Origin of the sequence: Streptomyces sp. NRRL S-37 (genome assembly GCF_000721605.1) — a bacterium.
Classification (GTDB): domain Bacteria; phylum Actinomycetota; class Actinomycetes; order Streptomycetales; family Streptomycetaceae; genus Streptomyces.
In genome coordinates, this window is record NZ_JOIZ01000016.1 from 216,961 (window position 1) to 232,517 (window position 15,557).

Sequence of the window (15,557 nt, forward strand, 5' to 3'; positions counted from 1 at the left end):
TGTGCGGACGGGGACGGGGATGCCCGTGCGCGGTGGCCGGACGACGGGGTCAGCCGCCGTCCGGCAGTGCGCGGCCGAGGATCGCGTCCAGGCCGGCCGTCGTGGGCAGGGTGCCGAAGGCGTGCCCCCAGTCGCCGCCCAGCCGCGTCGCGCAGAAGGCGTCGGCGACGGCGGGCGGGGCGTGCCGGACGAGGAGGGAGCCCTGGAGGGCCAGGGCCATCCGCTCCACCAGCCGCCGGGCGCCCGCCTGCGACCCCTCGGCCAGCCGGTCCTTCAGCCCGGCCACGGCCGCGTCCAGCCGGGCGTCCGCCCCGCGCGTCAGGGCGAGTTCGTCGAACAGCGCCTGCGCGGTGGCCGGGTCCCGGCCGAGCGCCCGCAGCACGTCGAGGGCGTTGACGTTCCCCGAGCCCTCCCAGATCGACAGCAGCGGGGCCTCGCGGTAGTGCCGGGGCATCCCGGACTCCTCGACGTAGCCGTTGCCGCCCAGGCACTCCAGGGCCTCGGCGGTGAAGGCCGGGCCCCGCTTGGTGACCCAGTACTTCCCGACCGCCGTCGCGATCCGGCGGAACGCGGCCTCCCCGGCGTCCCCGCGCACCGCGCGGTCGGCCGCTCCGGCCAGGCGCAGGGTGAGCGTCGTGGCGGCCTCGGACTCCAGTGCCAGGTCGGCCAGCACGTTGCGCATCAGCGGCTGGTCCACCAGCCGCGCCCCGAACGTGCTGCGGTGCCGCACGTGGTGGCCGGCCTCGACGAGCGTCTTGCGCATCAGCGCCGCCGACATCATCACGCAGTCCAGCCGGGTGCAGTTGACCATCTCGATGATGGTCTTCACACCCTGCCCCTCCGGGCCGACCAGCCAGGCGACGGTCCCGTCGAACTCGGGCTCGGAGGAGGCGTTGGAACGGTTGCCCAGTTTGTCCTTCAGCCGCTGGATGCGGAAGCTGTTGCGGGTGCCGTCGGGCAGCACGCGCGGCACCAGGAAGCACGACAGCCCGCCCGGGGCCTGCGCCAGCACCAGGAACACGTCGCACATCGGCGCCGACGTGAACCACTTGTGGCCGCGCAGGGTGTACACGCCCGGCTCGGCGGTCGGAGCGGCCGACGTGGTGTTCGTACGGACGTCGGAGCCGCCCTGCTTCTCGGTCATCCCCATGCCGGCCAGCAGGCCGCGCTTCCCGGCCGGCACGCCGAGGTCCGGCTCGTACTCCCGGCTGGTCAGCCCCGGCTCGTACACCGCCGCCAGCTCCGGCTGCCGGCGCAGGGCGGGCACCGCCGCGTACGTCATGGACGTCGGGCAGCCGTGCCCCGCCTCGGTGTGCCCCCACGCGAGTCCCTTGGCGGTACGGACGACATGGGCGCCGGACCGGTCGTCCGCCCAGGGCGCGGCGGCCAGCCCCTCGGCGACGGCCGCGCGCATCAGGTGGTGCCAGCTCGGGTGGAACTCCACCTCGTCGACACGGTGCCCGTACCGGTCGTGGGTGCGCAGGACGGGCCCGTGGCGGTTGGCCTGATCGCTCCACTCCTGCACCTGCGCGCTGCCGGCCAGCCTGCCGGCCCGGCGCAGTTCCTCCTCGGCCCAGCCGGCGCCCTCCCGCCGCAGCCCCTCCAGCAGGGCGATGTCGTCGGAGGCGTCGTAAGGGGCCAGGGGAGGGGGCTGATTGGTGACGTCGTGGGTGGCGCCGCCGGGTGCGCCGGAGTCCTGCTGCCGCTCATCCGCGAGTGTGGGGGCCATGACCCGAGTGTTGCACTATCAATACAGTCGCAGCAATCATGCAACATGATCGACGTCGTAGAGTACGGCCCCATGCGGAGGAACGACCCGGCTCCACCGGACGACCCCCGGCCGCGCCCGCTGTCCGCGCGGTCGGTCGTGCTGAGCCTGCTGCTCGGTACGCACCCTCCGGAGCTGTCGGCGAGGGAGCTCGGGCGGCTGGTGGAGGGCTTCGACGTCGGCGGGTCCACGCTCCGCGCGGCGCTCAGCAGGATGGTCGCCGCCGGTGACCTGCGGCGCACGGACACCGGCTACCGGCTCAGCGAACGGCTGCTCGAACGCCAGCGCCGCCAGGACGAGTCCGTGGAACCGCGCACACGCGCGTGGGACGGCGACTGGGAACTGGTGGTGATCACCGCGACGGGCCGGGGGCCCGCCGAACGCGCGGACCTGCGCACCCGGCTGGCGGCCCTCCGGCTCGCCGAACTCCGTGAGGGCGTGTGGCTGCGTCCCGCCAATCTGGAGCGCGGCCTGCCCGCCGCTCTCGACGAGGTGGCCGAACGCTGTACGGCCCGCCCCGGCCGGCCCGCCCGTGAGCTCGCCGCGCGTCTGTGGCCGCTGGACACCTGGTCCGGTACGGCCCGCGCGCTCCTCGGCCACATCGACCGCGCCGCTCGCCCCGCCGAGCGGCTCACCGCGTTCGCCGCCGTCGTGCGCCATCTGCTCGCCGACCCCGTCCTGCCCCCCGCCCTGCTGCCCGCCGGCTGGCCGGGCGACGCGCTGCGGTCCGCCTACGGGGAGTACCGGCGGGAGCTGACGGGGGAGGTGCGTTCCCGCGTGGGAGGCGCGTGAGGGCGTACAGGGGCCGGCCGGCCGTACGAGACGCCGCGCGGGACGCCTCGTACGGCCGCTGCCCGTGGGGGGTTACCGGTAGGTGATGTCGGACGAGGAGTACTTGCAGTACGTGCCGTCGGCGCCCGAGCCGTTGCTGCTCGGCTCGTCACCGTCGTCGTTGCCGATGTACTTCTGGCAGGGGACGATCTTCTTGCTGCTGTCCCCGATGATCGTGATGTTCCGCAGGGTCGCGCTGTCGCCGTAGTTGGTGTTGATGCCGGCGAGCCTGCTGCCCTTCCAGTTCACCTCGATGGTGTTGAGGTTGATCGTCCGCTTGTACTGCTTGGAGCAGTTGCCGCAGGAGCGGACGAAGGTGCCGAAGTTCTTGACCGCGAAGTTCGACACGTTCAGCGTTCCGGCGCCGTTGAACTGGAACACCTTGTCGCTGGCTTCCTTGGCGCCGCCGCCGCTGACGGTGTAGACCGACCCCGACGACGTGCCCTTGAACGTGGCGGCGTCCTCGCCGACGTCCTCCCACCAGACGTTCTGCAGCGTGCAGGAGCCCTTGCAGTGGATGCCGTCGGCCGCGGGGGCGCCCAGGATGACGTTCTTCAGGACCGCGCCGTTCGCCAGTTCCAGGATCGGGCCCTGGTCCTCGTCCTGACTGCCGGAGCCCAGGTCGCCGGTGCCGTACAGGCGCTTCATCCCGTAGTCCTTGGTGCCGGACACGGAGATGGTGGAGGAGACGCCCTGGCTGCCGTTGGCGGTCGGCCAGGTGGCGGCGCTCGCCGGGGAGGCGCCGGTGGTCATGACCATGCCAACAGAGAGACCCAGGGTGGCGAGTGCGCCCGTCAGTGCGCGGGCGCGTGGTCGTTTCGCGGAAGTCATGTCGTTCCTTCTGTCGTGGTGTGGGGGTGTGGACCAAGTACGTGAACGACGTTCGTGATGGTGCGCGGCATGCCCGGTCCGTTGCCGTGAGCGGGTCACGCTGCTGAACGGGAAACGTATGGGGTAAGCGCTTTCTAGTCAACGCCCCGCGAGGGTCACATTCGGCCAGGAAAGACCGACGCCGACGGCTGGGGCGCGAGGAGCACCCCGAGCCGCCGGCGTCGGTGGCGGTACGGGCTCAGACCGAGCGGTGGTACTGGTCCGGCACGTGGACCTCGCCGCCCAGCTCACGGGCCGCGTGCCGGGCCCACGAGGGGTTGCGGAGCAGCTCGCGGCCGAGGAACACCGCGTCCGCCTCGCCGTTGGCCACGATCTTCTCCGCCTGCTCGGCGTCGGTGATCAGTCCCACGGCGGCGACCGGCATCGGCGTCTCGTTCCGCGCCCGCGCGGCGAAGGGGACCTGGTAGCCCGGCCCGGTCGGGATGCGGACCCCGGAGGCGTTGCCGCCGGTGGAGACGTCGAGCAGGTCGATGCCGTGGGCGTGCAGCTCGGAGGCGAAGCGGACGGTGTCGTCCGGGGTCCAGCCGGACTCCTCCAGCCAGTCCGTGGCCGAAATGCGGAAGAACAGCGGCTTGTCGTCCGGCCACTCCTCGCGCACGGCGTCCACCACCTCGAGCGCGAACCGCGTCCGGTTCTCGTACGAGCCGCCGTAGGCGTCGGTGCGGTGGTTGGAGTGCGGGGACAGGAACTCGTTGATCAGGTAGCCGTGGGCGCCGTGGATCTCGGCGATCTCGAACCCGGCGGCGAGCGCGCGGCGCGCGGCGGCGCGGAACTGTTCGACGATCTCATGGATCTGTTCGACGGACAGCTCGTCCGGCACCGGATGCCGCTCGTCGAAGGCGACCGCGCTCGGAGCCACCGGCTGCCAGCCGTGGGCGTCCGGCCCGGCGGGCGCGCCGCCCTTCCAGGGCCGCTCGGTCGACGCCTTGCGTCCGGCGTGCGCGAGCTGGACGGCGGGGACGGTGCCCTGTGACACGAGGAAGCGGGTGATCCGGCGGAACGCCTCGACCTGGGTGTCGTTCCAGATGCCGAGGTCGTACGGCGAGATCCGGCCCTCCGGCGACACGGCGGTGGCCTCGACGACGATCAGGCCCGTGCCGCCGGCCGCGCGGGCCGCGTAGTGCGCGAAGTGCCAGTCGCCGGGCGCGCCGGTCCCGGGCCCTTCGGGCGCGGCCGAGTACTGGCACATCGGCGGCATCCAGACCCGGTTGGGGATGGTCACGTCGCGCAGGGTGCAGGGCTGGAACAGCGTGCTCACGTCGGACTCCGTTCGGCGGGGGACCAGAGGAGGGATCGGCTCGTACGATAGGCATCGTAATACGGGAGGTGTCAAACTATGATGCCTTTCGTACAATGAGGTTCCCCGGACCGCACCTGGAGCCGCCGTGACGACCGCCGTCCCCGCACCCAGCAGCCGCGATCTGCCGCACCCGGCGCGCGAGGAGATCCGGCTGGAGGGCGTGCTGCACGCGCTCTCCGACCCCGTACGGCTGCGGATCGTCCGCGAACTCGCCGCCGTGGGTGCCGAGCTGACCTGTTCGCAGTTCGACCTGCCGGTCACCAAGTCCACCACCACGCACCACTTCCGGGTGCTGCGCGAGAGCGGTGTGATCCGGCAGGTCTACGAGGGCACCGCCAAGATGAACGGCCTGCGCCGGTCCGACCTGGACGACCTCTTCCCGGGCCTGCTCGACTGCGTGCTCGCCGCCGCCGCCCGCCAGTCCCTTCGCCAGGGCACCGGCTGACCCGGCCACCGCCGGGCGGCTCGCTGCCGGCCGCCCGCTCGGCGTGCGGGTGTTCCCCCCGGGGGCGATCGCTCGCCGGTGTGTGCGGGAGCCGGGGATCCCGGCGCAGTGCCCACCGGAGTCCGGCCCGGCCGGCACCCCGCAGCGGACCAGGCCGTACGGACCCAGCAGCCGGTACAGGACGTCCACGCGCGCCCGGGCGTCCTGCTGGACGAGGTCCTGGGCGGTGTAGCACCCGCTCGGCCCGGAACCGATGACGGCGACACGCGGCGCGGCGGAACTCCTTACCCGGGGATCGACAGGAGATCGCTGCTGTCTCCGGCAGGGCACCGCCCACGCTCCGCTGACAGGGTGCCGTCCGCCGTCCGGGGCGCGTGTTCTACGGAGGGAAACTGATCACGCGATTACGTTGCGTGTGTGTTTGAGGCATCTTTTCTTCATCTTTCCGATCGCTCTCCGGCGGAGGGCGCGGTGTCCGTGTGGCCCGCGTGGGAGGTGCGGGAGGGGGAGCGGGCGACCCGGTGGCTCCATGTGCGGCTGGTCTTCGGCGACGGGGCCCGCATCGACGCGCTGGCGACGGTGTGCGAGGGGTGGGTCTGCGTCGAGGACGTACGGGCCCGGCCCGCGCTGGCCCTGGAGGACCTCGCCCTGTTCGCCGACTGGATCGAGGGGCCACTGGCGCGGGCCTGCGGCGCCGAGCCCGAGCCGGACCCCGGGGACGCTTCCGGTACGGGCGCGCACCGGGAGCGTCCCGACCGGCCGAGGGGGCCGCGGGAACACGGTCTCGTGGCGGGGGCGTACCGCGCGGCGCAGGAGCGGGGAGCCGATCCGGTCCTCGCCGTGATGGACGAGACCGGGTACAGCCGGCGCGGTGCGCTCAGGCTCATCGGCCGGACGCGCGACGCGGGGCTGCTGCCCTCGCGGCACGCCCGGCGCTGAGCCGCTCCGCCGGGCACCGGGCCGCCCCGCCGGGGCGCCGGCCGCCGTCACGGCGTGCCGCGCACCGTCATATCAGGTCGCGCATCCGGCTGATCTCGCTGGTCTGCTGGGCCACCACGTCGTCCGCCATCTCCTCCATCCGGATGTTGTTGCCCTGCCCCTTCAGCTCGGTGGACATGGTGATCGCCCCCTGGTGATGCGTGATCATCAGGGTGAGGAAGAGCTGGTCGAAGGCCTTGCCGTCGGCCGCGCGCAACTGCTTGAGCTGGGCCTGTGTGGCCATTCCGGGCATCGTGGCGTGGTCGTGCCCGTGTCCGTCGTCCCGCTCCGCCTTGTCGTGGCTCTTCAGCCACCCCTTCATCGCCTTGATCTCCGGCTGCTGCGCGGCGGCGATGCGCTCGGCCAGCTTGACGATCTTCGACGACTCGGCGCGGTCCGGCACCAGTCCGGTCATCTCCAGGGCCTGCGCGTGGTGCTGGATCATCATCCGCGCGTAGGACACGTCCGCCGCGTTGGGGGAGTCGTCCTCGACGCGCTGCCGTTGGGCCTCCTCGGCCGACAGGGTCCGGTTGGCCTCCCCGGGCTCACCCGGCGCGATGACCGAAGGCCCGGCGGCGGCGGTCGACTTGGTGTCGTCCGTGCCGGAGTCGCAGCCCACGAGCCCGAGTACGGCCAGAGCGGTCAGCCCGGCCGCGATGCGGGACACGCGTGACGCACGGCGGTAGTGCACAAGGACCTCCTGTGGCAGGCGTATGGCGGAACACCTCGTGAGTGTCGACGACCGTCCTAGCACCTTCCGCGCGTCAGTGATCAAAAAACTTCGTTGCAAGTGTGTTGCCCCCTGTTGGTATGAGCATGTCCACGACGATACTGCCGGTGCGAAACCGTTCCGACGTGAACGGAACCAGGGAGGAAAACAGTGATCCTGTTGAGTGTTTCCCGAACCCGGCGCAGACGGCTGGGAGTTGCCGCGGCGGCCGGCGGACTGCTGGCCGCGCTGCTCACCGCCGCGCCGGCCGCGGCGATCCCCGACCCCGGGGACTCGCCGGCCGCCGAGAAGGAGGTGTCGCGCAGCGACCAGGCGGAGGCGCGCGCGGCCATCCGGAGCGGCGAGATACCCGCCCAGGACGAGGTCGTCCACTCCGACAACATCCGGCATGTGGCCAACATCCCCAAGGACGCGCTGTCCGGCACCAACTCGGACCTGGCCTTCCAGGGCCGGTACGCCTTCGCCGGCAACTACGACGGCTTCCGCATCTTCGACATCAGCAACCCGAAGGCGCCGAAGACGGTGGCCCAGGTGCTGTGCCCCGGCTCGCAGAACGACATCTCCGTCTCCGGCGACCTGCTGTTCCTGTCCACCGACTCCTCGCGCAGCGACAGCAGTTGCAACAGCACCACCCAGCCGGCGACCGAGAAGTCCTCGTGGGAGGGCATGAAGGTCTTCGACATCAGCGACAAGCGCAACCCGCGCTACGTCGCCGCGGTCGAGACCGCCTGCGGCTCGCACACCCACACGCTGGTGCCCGAGCGCAAGAACGTCTACATCTACGTCTCGTCGTACTCGCCGAACGCGGCCTACCCCGACTGCCAGCCACCGCACGACGGCATCTCGGTGATCAAGGTGCCGCGCAAGGCCCCGCACAAGGCGGCGCTGGTCGGCTTCCCGGTGCTGTTCCCGGGTGAGGGCCCGGACGGCGGCGGCAACCCCGGCGGGCCCACCAACCCGGGTGTCTCCAAGACCACCGGCTGCCACGACATCACCGTGCTGCCGTCGAAGGACCTGGCCGCCGGTGCCTGCATGGGCGACGGCATCCTGTTCTCCATCAAGGACCCGGAGCGTCCGAAGGTGATCGACCGGGTGCAGGACAACGTCAACTTCGCGTTCTGGCACTCGGCGACCTTCAACCAGAAGGCGAACAAGGTCGTCTTCACCGACGAGCTGGGCGGCGGTGGCAGCCCCACCTGCAACGCGGAGATCGGCCCGAACCGCGGCGCGGACGGCATCTACGACATCGTCGGCAAGGGCGACCGGCAGAAGCTGGTCTTCCGCAGCTACTTCAAGATCCCCCGCCACCAGGCGGACACCGAGAACTGCGTGGCCCACAACGGCTCGCTGATCCCGGTCAAGGGCAAGGACCTGATGGTCCAGGCCTGGTACCAGGGCGGCGTCTCCGTCTGGGACTTCACCGACTCCTCGAAGCCGAAGGAGATCGCCTACTTCGAGCGGGGCCCGCTCTCCACGGACCAGCTCGTCACCGGCGGTTCCTGGTCGGCGTACTACTACAACGGCTACATCTACTCGAACGACATCGCCAAGGGCTTCGACGTCCTGAAGATCGACGACCGGCGTACGGACCCGGCCCGCCGGGTCCACCTGCGTGAGCTCAACACGCAGACCCAGCCGGACTACTTCGACTGAGCGTCCGGCTCTATCGCGAAGAACCGGGCCATGTCCGTCCGGTCCTTCCCGCACGTCCCGCCGGGCACCTCGGTGTCCGGCGGGACGCCCATCTCCCAGTCGAGCCGGTAGCGCTTGAACAGCTCCGCGCGCAGCACCGGGACCGGCATGGGCGCGCCCGGCATCAGGGCCGCGTACACGGCGCCCATCAGCAGGGCGCGCAGCATCGGGTAGTCCGCGTCGACGTCGTGGGAGCCGTGCCGGGTGACGGTGTCCCTCAGCAGTTCGGCCAGCCGCCGCTGCTCGGGGCAGGGCAGGAAACCCTCGGCCTGCAGCAGTCCGGCCATGTGCTGGCGCATCAGGACCGGCCGGTCCCGCGCCAGGCCCAGGATCGCGTCGATGGCCCGTGCCATCCGCTCCCGGCCGTCCTCGGTGCGCGGCTCCCGCTCCAGGGCCTCCTCCAGGGTGCGGTGCATCAGCCGGTGCACGGCGGACTGCACGAGCTGGCGCTTTCCCGGGAAGTAGTACGACACCAGGCCCCGCGCGGAGCCCGCCCGGTCGGCGATGTCGCCCAGCGTCGTGGCCTGGTACCCGTGCTCGTCGACCAGCTCGACGGCGGCGTGCAGGAGCCGTTCCTTCGAACGCCTCCGCAACTCTTCATTGACCAGGGCGCTGCGCGGGGACATGCTGGACTCCTGCGTTGACTGGCTGCCAGCCAACTATACTCAGCGCGTCCGGAGAGGCCCCTTGACGGGCTCCTCCGGGTTGCCGTTCACCTCGGGCGACGCGGGGGATCGTCCGAGGTGAACGGTCTTGTTCGCGGCGAAAGTAGCCTCGGGCCACCGGTTCGGGAATGCCCGGACTCAGCGGCGCGCCGGACACCGCCGCCGGTGGACCGTCACGGCCGCCGCCACCAGCAGGGCACCGATCAGCCAGCCGCCCAGGACGTCCGTGGGCCAGTGGACGCCGAGCCAGATCCGGGTGAGACCGACGCCGGTCACCGAGAGGACCGCCACGGCCAGCGCCGTGCGCCACAGGACGCGGCCCGCCCCGTGGCGGTGCAGCAGCCACAGCAGCAGACCGCAGACGACCGTCGCGGTCATGGCGTGCCCCGACGGGAACGCCGCGTAGTGCGCGGAGTCCACCGGGTCGGGCCAGACCGGGCGGGCGCGGTCCAGCGCGGCCTTCAGCCCTTGCTGCACCACTGTCGCGACGGCGACCGTGAGCACCAGCCAGAGTGCCGACCAGGAGGCCGCGTACCGCCAGGCGAGCAGCGCCGCCGCCACACCGCACAGCACCCGCATCGTCCAGGGGTCCCAGACCCAGTCCGTCAGGACGCGGGACGTCTGCGTCAGCCCTTGTTCCTCGACCGCCCAGCGGTGAGTGGTGCGGGCGATGTCGGCGTCCAGTTCGAGCAGCGGGCGCCATTCGGCGCCGACCAGTGTCAGCAGCAGCGCCGAGCACAGTGCCAGCACTCCGGTGGGCAGGGTGACCGGGCGGTGCTCCGGTGGCCTGGGCGGGGATTCGGTGTGGGGGGTGTGCATGAGGCGATCCTCTCCGAACGCCCGCGTCCGGGGCCAGTGTCCTGTCTCCGCCGGTTTTTTCCGGGCTCGCCCCGGCCGGGCGTGCTTAGGGGGTGCCCCGTGTCGGTGTGAGCCGGGGGTGGGGTCGCGCGGCCCGGCGCTTGCGGGGTGCCTCCCCCACTCTCGGCTGCGCTCGAGCGGGAGGTACCCCCATCGCCCACCCGTGCCGCCCTGGGGGTACCTCCCAGGCCTTTGAGGCGCTGGAGGAGGCACGACTGCCCGCGGGAACGGGGGACGGGGTGCGGAGGCGGGGCGGGCTAGCGGAGCGCGTGCAGGCCCGGTACGAACGCCACCAGTACCGGGATCACCGGGACCAGCGACGCCACCGCCGTGAGCCGTAGGCGGTGTGCCGCGGTGAGTCGGTCCGGGGGAGTGAGCAGGCGGTGTACCCGGGCCGGGACGTGGGCCTGTGGGGTCGGGCAGGGGCCGCCGAACACCCTGCGGTGTTCGTTGAGTTCCACCAGCGCGAGGGCCGTGGTCAGCCGGCCGAAGCGGCGGGACGCCATGTCGTCCGCGGCGAGTTCGACCAGCCGGTGCATCTCGTCGCGGAACGCCGCGAACACCGGCACCTGCGGGAAACCGCCCGCCAGCGCGGAGGAGCAGTGCAGCAGCCAGTCGTGCCGGGCCTGCGCGTGCCCCCGCTCGTGGGCGAGGACGGCGTCCAGTTGCCTGCCCTTCAGCCGGCGCAACGCGGCCGTGGTGACGACCAGCCGGGGCGGAATGCCGGGCAGCCACCAGGCGTCGGGCCGCTCGCCCTCCAGGACCACGAGCCGGTCGGAGTCCGGCCGCTCCCCGGGCAGCAGCGGTGCCCGCACCCGCAGTTCGGCGCGACGCGCCCGGCGCCGGGCGCGGGCCCGTACGACCTCCCGGACCAGCATCGCCGCGCTCCACAGCCCGCCGCACGCCAGTGCCACCGCGGTGGTCTGCGCCCAGAGCCCCGCCGTACCGAGCGCGTACGCCTCCACGACCGCACGGGGCGCGGTGGCGAACACCTGGCCGCCCACCGCCCGCCAGGCCGCCGCCGCGCTGAACGTCATCGCCAGCGCGCAGCACAGCAGCACCGCCGCGATCACGCACTGCCACGCCCACAGCGCCACCACCGGTTCACGGTCCGGCCAGTCGGCCCGGGCGAGCAGCCGGGGACCCAGGACGGCGGTCAGGACGCCGAGCAGCAGCAGGACCGCGGGGAGGATCATGCGTGCAGCCTATGAGCGCGGGCCGCCCGAGGGCACGGGCGGGCGCACCGAAGTGACGCAGACAACGGCCGCCGCGGCGCGGTGTGTTCCGCCCTCACATCGTCAGCAGCATCGCCACCATCGCGATCCCCATGGACAGCCGGCAGGCCCGCGCCAGCTCCGGCCGGTCACCCCAGCCCGCGCCCAGGCCGCCCCCCGTCCCGGCGGCCGCGGGAACCAGTCGTATGCCGGCGGTGAGCACGTACGCGACGAAGTAGAGCAGCAGGGCCCCGGTCAGCAGGGGTATGCCCGAGCCGCCGTGCCCGTGGCCCTGCCCCTGCCCGGCGGAGGCGGCCATGGTCACCGCCATGTACACCATCGCCCCGGCGCCGATCAGATGGTGCAGATGGCGCGCGCCGGTGCGGGCCGCCCACAGCGCGTGCAGCCCGGCCGCGCCGAACACCACCGCGTAGGCCGGCCAGGCCCACACCGGCGGGGTGAACACCGCCGCGGGCACGGCCATCACGGCCATGCCGAAGCCCATGAGCGCCTCGCCGCCCGCGGCGCGGCGCTGCTCCACCACATGGCTGCGCATGCGCAGCAGACAGTAGGCGCCGGTCGCCGCGCAGAGCGCGACCAGCAGCCAGCCGGACGACACCGGTCCGTGCACCCGAACCTCCCCCTCGGCCCGCTCGACGGTCGGTCATGGCATGCCCGGTCCCGGCGACGGACACCCGAGCGCACGGGAGTGCGAGGGGAGCGCCCGGGGGAGTGCGGCAGCCCGGCATCTATATTTCACTGGTAAAACACCTGTTAATATTGTTTTCCATGAGCAGGACTCCCCCCACCTCCACCCCGCGGGCGGCCCGGCGCCTCCCGCTCGCCGCCGCGCTGCGCCTCGGGCGGCCCTCCGACATCTGGTTCAAGCCGGCCCTCAGCGTGGTCGCCGCGGTCGCGCCGCCCAGCCTGCTCCTGGTGGCCCTGGGCCGGCTCGACCTCGCGATGTACACCATGGCGGGATCCCTGTGCGCCCTCTACGCCCACAACCGCCCGTACGCCGCCCGGGCCAGGGTGCTGGCGTGGGTGGTGCTCGGCATGCTCGGCGGCCTCGCCGTCTCCCTGGCCGCCGCCTCCCTCACCCGGAACGCCGTGGTCCTGGTCACCGTCGGCGCCGTCCTGGCCGCCGTGCAGAAGGCGCTGTGCGACGCCACCCGCGTCGGCCCGCCCGGCCATGTGATCCTCACCTTCGTCAGCTCCGCCTCGCTGTTCGTGCCGCAGACCCTCGGACAGGTCCCCGGCCATCTCGCGCTCGCCGCCGCGGCCGGTGTCTGGGCCTACCTGGTGGGCATGGCACCCGCCCCGCTCCGGCCGCACGGCCCCGAGCGCCGCGCCACCGCCCAGGCGCTGAACGCCGCCGCCGCGTACGCCGGGACCGGCGGCACCGGCGACGGTCACACCGGGGCCCGCGCCGCCGCCTACGCCGCCGTGCAGGCCGCCTGGCAGTCCCTGCTCTCCACCGGCGACCGGCCCTCCGCCACCCGCCGCGCCCTCGAACGGCTCGTCGTCCGCGCGGAGGTCGCGCTCGCCGCGCCCGCCGACGCCGACCCCGAACGCCTGCGCGCCTGGGCCGGCGCACTGCGCGGCACCGGCGCCGTCCCGCGCACCGACGACCCCCGCGCGGACGCCGCCGAACTCCTCGGGGTGGCCGCCGAGCGCGCCACCCCGCCACGCCCCCTGTGGACCAGGCTCGGCCCGCTCACCCCGATCGCCGTCCGCACCGCCCTCGGCTGCGCCCTCGCCGGCTACGCCTCCCTCGCCCTCGGCATCGGCCGCCCCTACTGGGCCCTGGTCACCGCGGCCTCGCTCTACCAGGCCAACGTCACCCTCACCTGGAACCGGGCCGTCCAGCGCGTCGCCGGCAACCTGGTCGGCGTGCTGCTCTTCGCCGCCCTCGTCCCCGTCGCCCACCTCGGCCCGCTCGCCCTCGTGCTCTGCTGCCTGCTGTGCAACTTCGGCGCCGAGGCGCTCATCGGCCGCAACTACTGGCTCGGCACCGTCTGCGTGACCCCGCTCGCGCTGCTCGTCACCGAGTTCGCCGGTTACCAGCGGCCCGGCGACCTGATCACCGAGCGCGCGGTGGACACCCTCGTCGGTGCCCTGGTCGGCTTCGCCGCCGCCGTGGCCGTCACCAACCGGCGGGCGGGCGACCGCGTGGAGCGGGCGCTCACCACGGCCGACCGGGCACGCGAACACGCCGCGCGCCTCCTGGCCGGGCCCCGGCCCGCCCCCGCCGTCCTGGACGCGGCCCGCCGCGACCTCGCCGCCGCCCTGGTCGACCTGCGGGCCGCCGCCGACGCCGCGTCCGGCGAGTGGTGGCAGCGCGCACCGGCCCAGGAGCGGGTCGTGCTCGCCGAGCAGTCGGGACACCGTACGCTCGCGGCGACGGTACGACGCCAGGGACTGCTCCCGGACCCCGGCACGGGCACGAACACGGAGGACGTACGGCCATGACGGCGACCGAGGGACCGGCGGCGGCCGGCGGCGAGCAACCGGAGACGGCCGACGGGGACGCGCCCGGCCGCTCGCGGGGCGACACCGTCGCCGCCGTGGTCCGGCAGTGGCGGGCCGTCCACCCCGGCCTCGACACCGGCCCCATGGAGGTCATCGGCCGCATCAACCGCTGCGCCGCCCTCCTCCAGCAGGCGGAGGACGCCCCGCTGCGCCGCGCCGGACTGACCCGCCCGGAGTTCGACCTGCTGGGCGCGCTGCGCCGCACCGGCCACGAACTGACACCCAGCGAGCTGGCCCGCGAGACCTTCTCCTCGGGCGCCGCCGTCACCAAACGCCTCAAGCAGCTCACCGAACGCGGACTGGTGGAACGCCGCGGCGACACCCGTGACCGCAGGGTCGCCCACGTCCGCCTCACCGACTCCGGACGCGACCTGGTCGACGGCATCCTGCCCGCGCAGCTCGCCTACGAGACCGCCGTCCTGTCCGGTCTGGACGGCCCGGAGCTCGGCGAGCTCGCCACCCTGCTCGGCGAGCTGCTCGGCCAGCTGGAAGGACGCCTGGGCGCGCTGCGGGCGTGACGGCCGCGGACCCGCCCCCGGCTCACCTTCCGTCCCTCCCGGCACGCCGAGCCCGGCCCCGGGCCCCGGCCCGGAACCGGCCGGGGCCGGGCGCATGCCGCCTAGACGCCCGGCCGGTAGCGCAGCGGGTGCTCGGCCGGGATCTCGACCAGCACGATCGGTGTGCCGTCCGGGTCGGCGATCCACATCTCCAGCAGGCCCCACGGCTCCAGCACCGGCGGACGGACGATGTCGACGCCCCCGGCCGCCAGTTCCTCGTGCGCGGCCGCGATGTCCTCGACCTGGAGCCACAGCCGTACGTCCGGGGACGAGGACGGCGGCGAGGAGGGCTCCGCGCGGCCCGAGAGTTCCAGGAACCCCCCGCCGAGGAAGTAGACGGTGCCGCGTTCCGGTCCGGTGCCGAACTCGCGGTGGACGGCGAGGCCCAGCCGCTCCCCGTAGAAGGCGCGGGAGCGGTCGGGGTCGGTGGGGCGGAGCAGGACGCGGCTGCTCAGTACGTGCACCATGCGGCCGAGCGTAGTGGCCGGGTTAGTCTCGTTCCCGCCCGAGCCACGCCGGAAGGCGCCCAGGAGAACCGGAGACATGCCCATGGAATCCGCCACCGACACCGCACTGACCTTCCGCGACGCGACCGACGCCGACGTGGACGCCCTCGTCGCGCTGATCCAGTCGGCGTACCGGGGCGAGTCCAGCAGGGCAGGGTGGACCACCGAGGCGGACATCCTCCAGGGGCAGCGGACCGACCCGGAGGGCGTGCTGGAGGTCATCAAGGCGCCGGACAGCAGGCTGCTCACGGTGGAGCGCGCCGGGCGCGTGGTCGCCTGCTGCCAGCTGGAACACCGCGGCGCGCACGCCTACTTCGGGATGTTCGCGGTCAGCCCCGCCCTCCAGGGCGCCGGACTCGGCAGGACGGTCATCGCGGAGGCGGAACGCCAGGCCCGTGAGACCTGGGGCGTGAGCGAGATGCACATGACGGTGATCTCCGTGCGGGAGGACCTGATCGCCTGGTACGAGCGGCGCGGCTACCGCCGTACGGGACGGATGACGCCCTTCCCGTACGGCGACGAGCGCTTCGGCATTCCGCAGCGGGACGACCTGGAGTTCGAGCTGCTGGTGAAGGAGCTGGTCTGACGGC

16 protein-coding genes are annotated in these 15,557 nt (G+C 73.2%); 7 read left to right on the forward strand and 9 right to left on the reverse strand.

Going from position 1 to position 15,557, the window contains the following annotated elements; genetic code table 11:
- Positions 1-49: 49 nt before the first annotated feature.
- Complete coding sequence (locus IH50_RS0123535) at positions 50-1,729, reverse strand: acyl-CoA dehydrogenase family protein (RefSeq protein WP_030865712.1); 1,680 nt, start codon at positions 1,727-1,729, stop codon at positions 50-52.
- A gap of 72 nt (positions 1,730-1,801) precedes the next feature.
- On the opposite strand from IH50_RS0123535, the gene IH50_RS0123540 reads away from it, so the two are divergent.
- Positions 1,802-2,560 carry a PaaX family transcriptional regulator C-terminal domain-containing protein gene (locus tag IH50_RS0123540; RefSeq protein WP_030865716.1) on the forward strand — a complete coding sequence of 253 codons (759 nt, stop codon included), beginning with the start codon at positions 1,802-1,804 and terminating at the stop codon, positions 2,558-2,560.
- A gap of 72 nt (positions 2,561-2,632) precedes the next feature.
- On the opposite strand, the gene IH50_RS0123545 is transcribed toward IH50_RS0123540, so the two are convergent.
- Positions 2,633-3,430 (reverse strand): pectate lyase, encoded by a 798-nt coding sequence (locus IH50_RS0123545; protein WP_030865719.1) that lies wholly within the window; start codon positions 3,428-3,430, stop codon positions 2,633-2,635.
- 238 nt (positions 3,431-3,668) lie between these two features.
- Complete coding sequence (locus tag IH50_RS0123550) at positions 3,669-4,748, reverse strand: NADH:flavin oxidoreductase/NADH oxidase (RefSeq protein WP_030865721.1); 1,080 nt, start codon at positions 4,746-4,748, stop codon at positions 3,669-3,671.
- A gap of 127 nt (positions 4,749-4,875) precedes the next feature.
- Between IH50_RS0123550 and IH50_RS0123555 the strand changes: the two genes are divergently transcribed.
- Both IH50_RS0123555 and IH50_RS0123560 read left to right on the forward strand, forming a co-directional pair.
- Positions 4,876-5,235, forward strand: a complete 360-nt coding sequence (locus IH50_RS0123555; RefSeq protein WP_030865725.1) for an ArsR/SmtB family transcription factor — start codon at positions 4,876-4,878, stop codon at positions 5,233-5,235.
- A gap of 471 nt (positions 5,236-5,706) precedes the next feature.
- Entirely contained in the window at positions 5,707-6,174 is a 468-nt protein-coding gene (locus IH50_RS0123560; protein ID WP_030865729.1) for a DUF6214 family protein, read from the forward strand.
- 67 nt (positions 6,175-6,241) lie between these two features.
- On the opposite strand, the gene IH50_RS0123565 is transcribed toward IH50_RS0123560, so the two are convergent.
- Positions 6,242-6,904, reverse strand: a complete 663-nt coding sequence (locus IH50_RS0123565) for a DUF305 domain-containing protein (RefSeq protein WP_030865732.1) — start codon at positions 6,902-6,904, stop codon at positions 6,242-6,244.
- A gap of 189 nt (positions 6,905-7,093) precedes the next feature.
- Here IH50_RS0123565 and IH50_RS0123570 point away from each other — a divergent pair, with 189 nt between their 5' ends.
- On the forward strand, positions 7,094-8,596 hold the full coding sequence (locus tag IH50_RS0123570; protein ID WP_030865735.1) for an LVIVD repeat-containing protein: 1,503 nt from the start codon (positions 7,094-7,096) through the stop codon (positions 8,594-8,596).
- On the opposite strand, the gene IH50_RS0123575 is transcribed toward IH50_RS0123570, so the two are convergent.
- The 4 genes from IH50_RS0123575 to IH50_RS0123590 all read right to left on the reverse strand — a co-directional run bounded on the left by IH50_RS0123575 (position 8,584) and on the right by IH50_RS0123590 (position 12,003).
- On the reverse strand, positions 8,584-9,261 hold the full coding sequence (locus IH50_RS0123575; RefSeq protein WP_030865739.1) for a TetR/AcrR family transcriptional regulator: 678 nt from the start codon (positions 9,259-9,261) through the stop codon (positions 8,584-8,586). The genes IH50_RS0123570 and IH50_RS0123575 overlap by 13 nt on opposite strands.
- 177 nt (positions 9,262-9,438) lie before the next feature.
- Positions 9,439-10,119, reverse strand: a complete 681-nt coding sequence (locus IH50_RS0123580) for a phosphatase PAP2 family protein (RefSeq protein ID WP_030865742.1) — start codon at positions 10,117-10,119, stop codon at positions 9,439-9,441.
- 296 nt (positions 10,120-10,415) lie between these two features.
- Positions 10,416-11,354 carry a M56 family metallopeptidase gene (locus IH50_RS0123585; protein WP_030865746.1) on the reverse strand — a complete coding sequence of 313 codons (939 nt, stop codon included), beginning with the start codon at positions 11,352-11,354 and terminating at the stop codon, positions 10,416-10,418.
- A gap of 94 nt (positions 11,355-11,448) precedes the next feature.
- Positions 11,449-12,003, reverse strand: coding sequence for a DUF5134 domain-containing protein (locus IH50_RS0123590; RefSeq protein ID WP_030865749.1), 555 nt, complete (start codon positions 12,001-12,003; stop codon positions 11,449-11,451).
- Between the two features lie 158 nt (positions 12,004-12,161).
- Here IH50_RS0123590 and IH50_RS0123595 point away from each other — a divergent pair, with 158 nt between their 5' ends.
- Together IH50_RS0123595 and IH50_RS0123600 are read left to right on the forward strand one after the other, a co-directional pair.
- A complete protein-coding gene (locus IH50_RS0123595) occupies positions 12,162-13,844 on the forward strand; it encodes an FUSC family protein (protein WP_030865753.1) in 1,683 nt (560 codons plus the stop codon).
- Positions 13,841-14,422, forward strand: a complete 582-nt coding sequence (locus IH50_RS0123600) for a MarR family winged helix-turn-helix transcriptional regulator (RefSeq protein WP_030865758.1) — start codon at positions 13,841-13,843, stop codon at positions 14,420-14,422. The genes IH50_RS0123595 and IH50_RS0123600 overlap by 4 nt, the downstream gene beginning before the upstream one ends.
- A gap of 101 nt (positions 14,423-14,523) precedes the next feature.
- Here IH50_RS0123600 and IH50_RS0123605 read toward each other — a convergent pair whose 3' ends face one another.
- Complete coding sequence (locus tag IH50_RS0123605) at positions 14,524-14,928, reverse strand: VOC family protein (RefSeq protein WP_030865761.1); 405 nt, start codon at positions 14,926-14,928, stop codon at positions 14,524-14,526.
- An 82-nt stretch (positions 14,929-15,010) separates the two neighbouring features.
- Here IH50_RS0123605 and IH50_RS0123610 point away from each other — a divergent pair, with 82 nt between their 5' ends.
- Entirely contained in the window at positions 15,011-15,553 is a 543-nt protein-coding gene (locus IH50_RS0123610) for a GNAT family N-acetyltransferase (protein ID WP_030865764.1), read from the forward strand.
- Positions 15,554-15,557 lie beyond the last annotated feature (4 nt).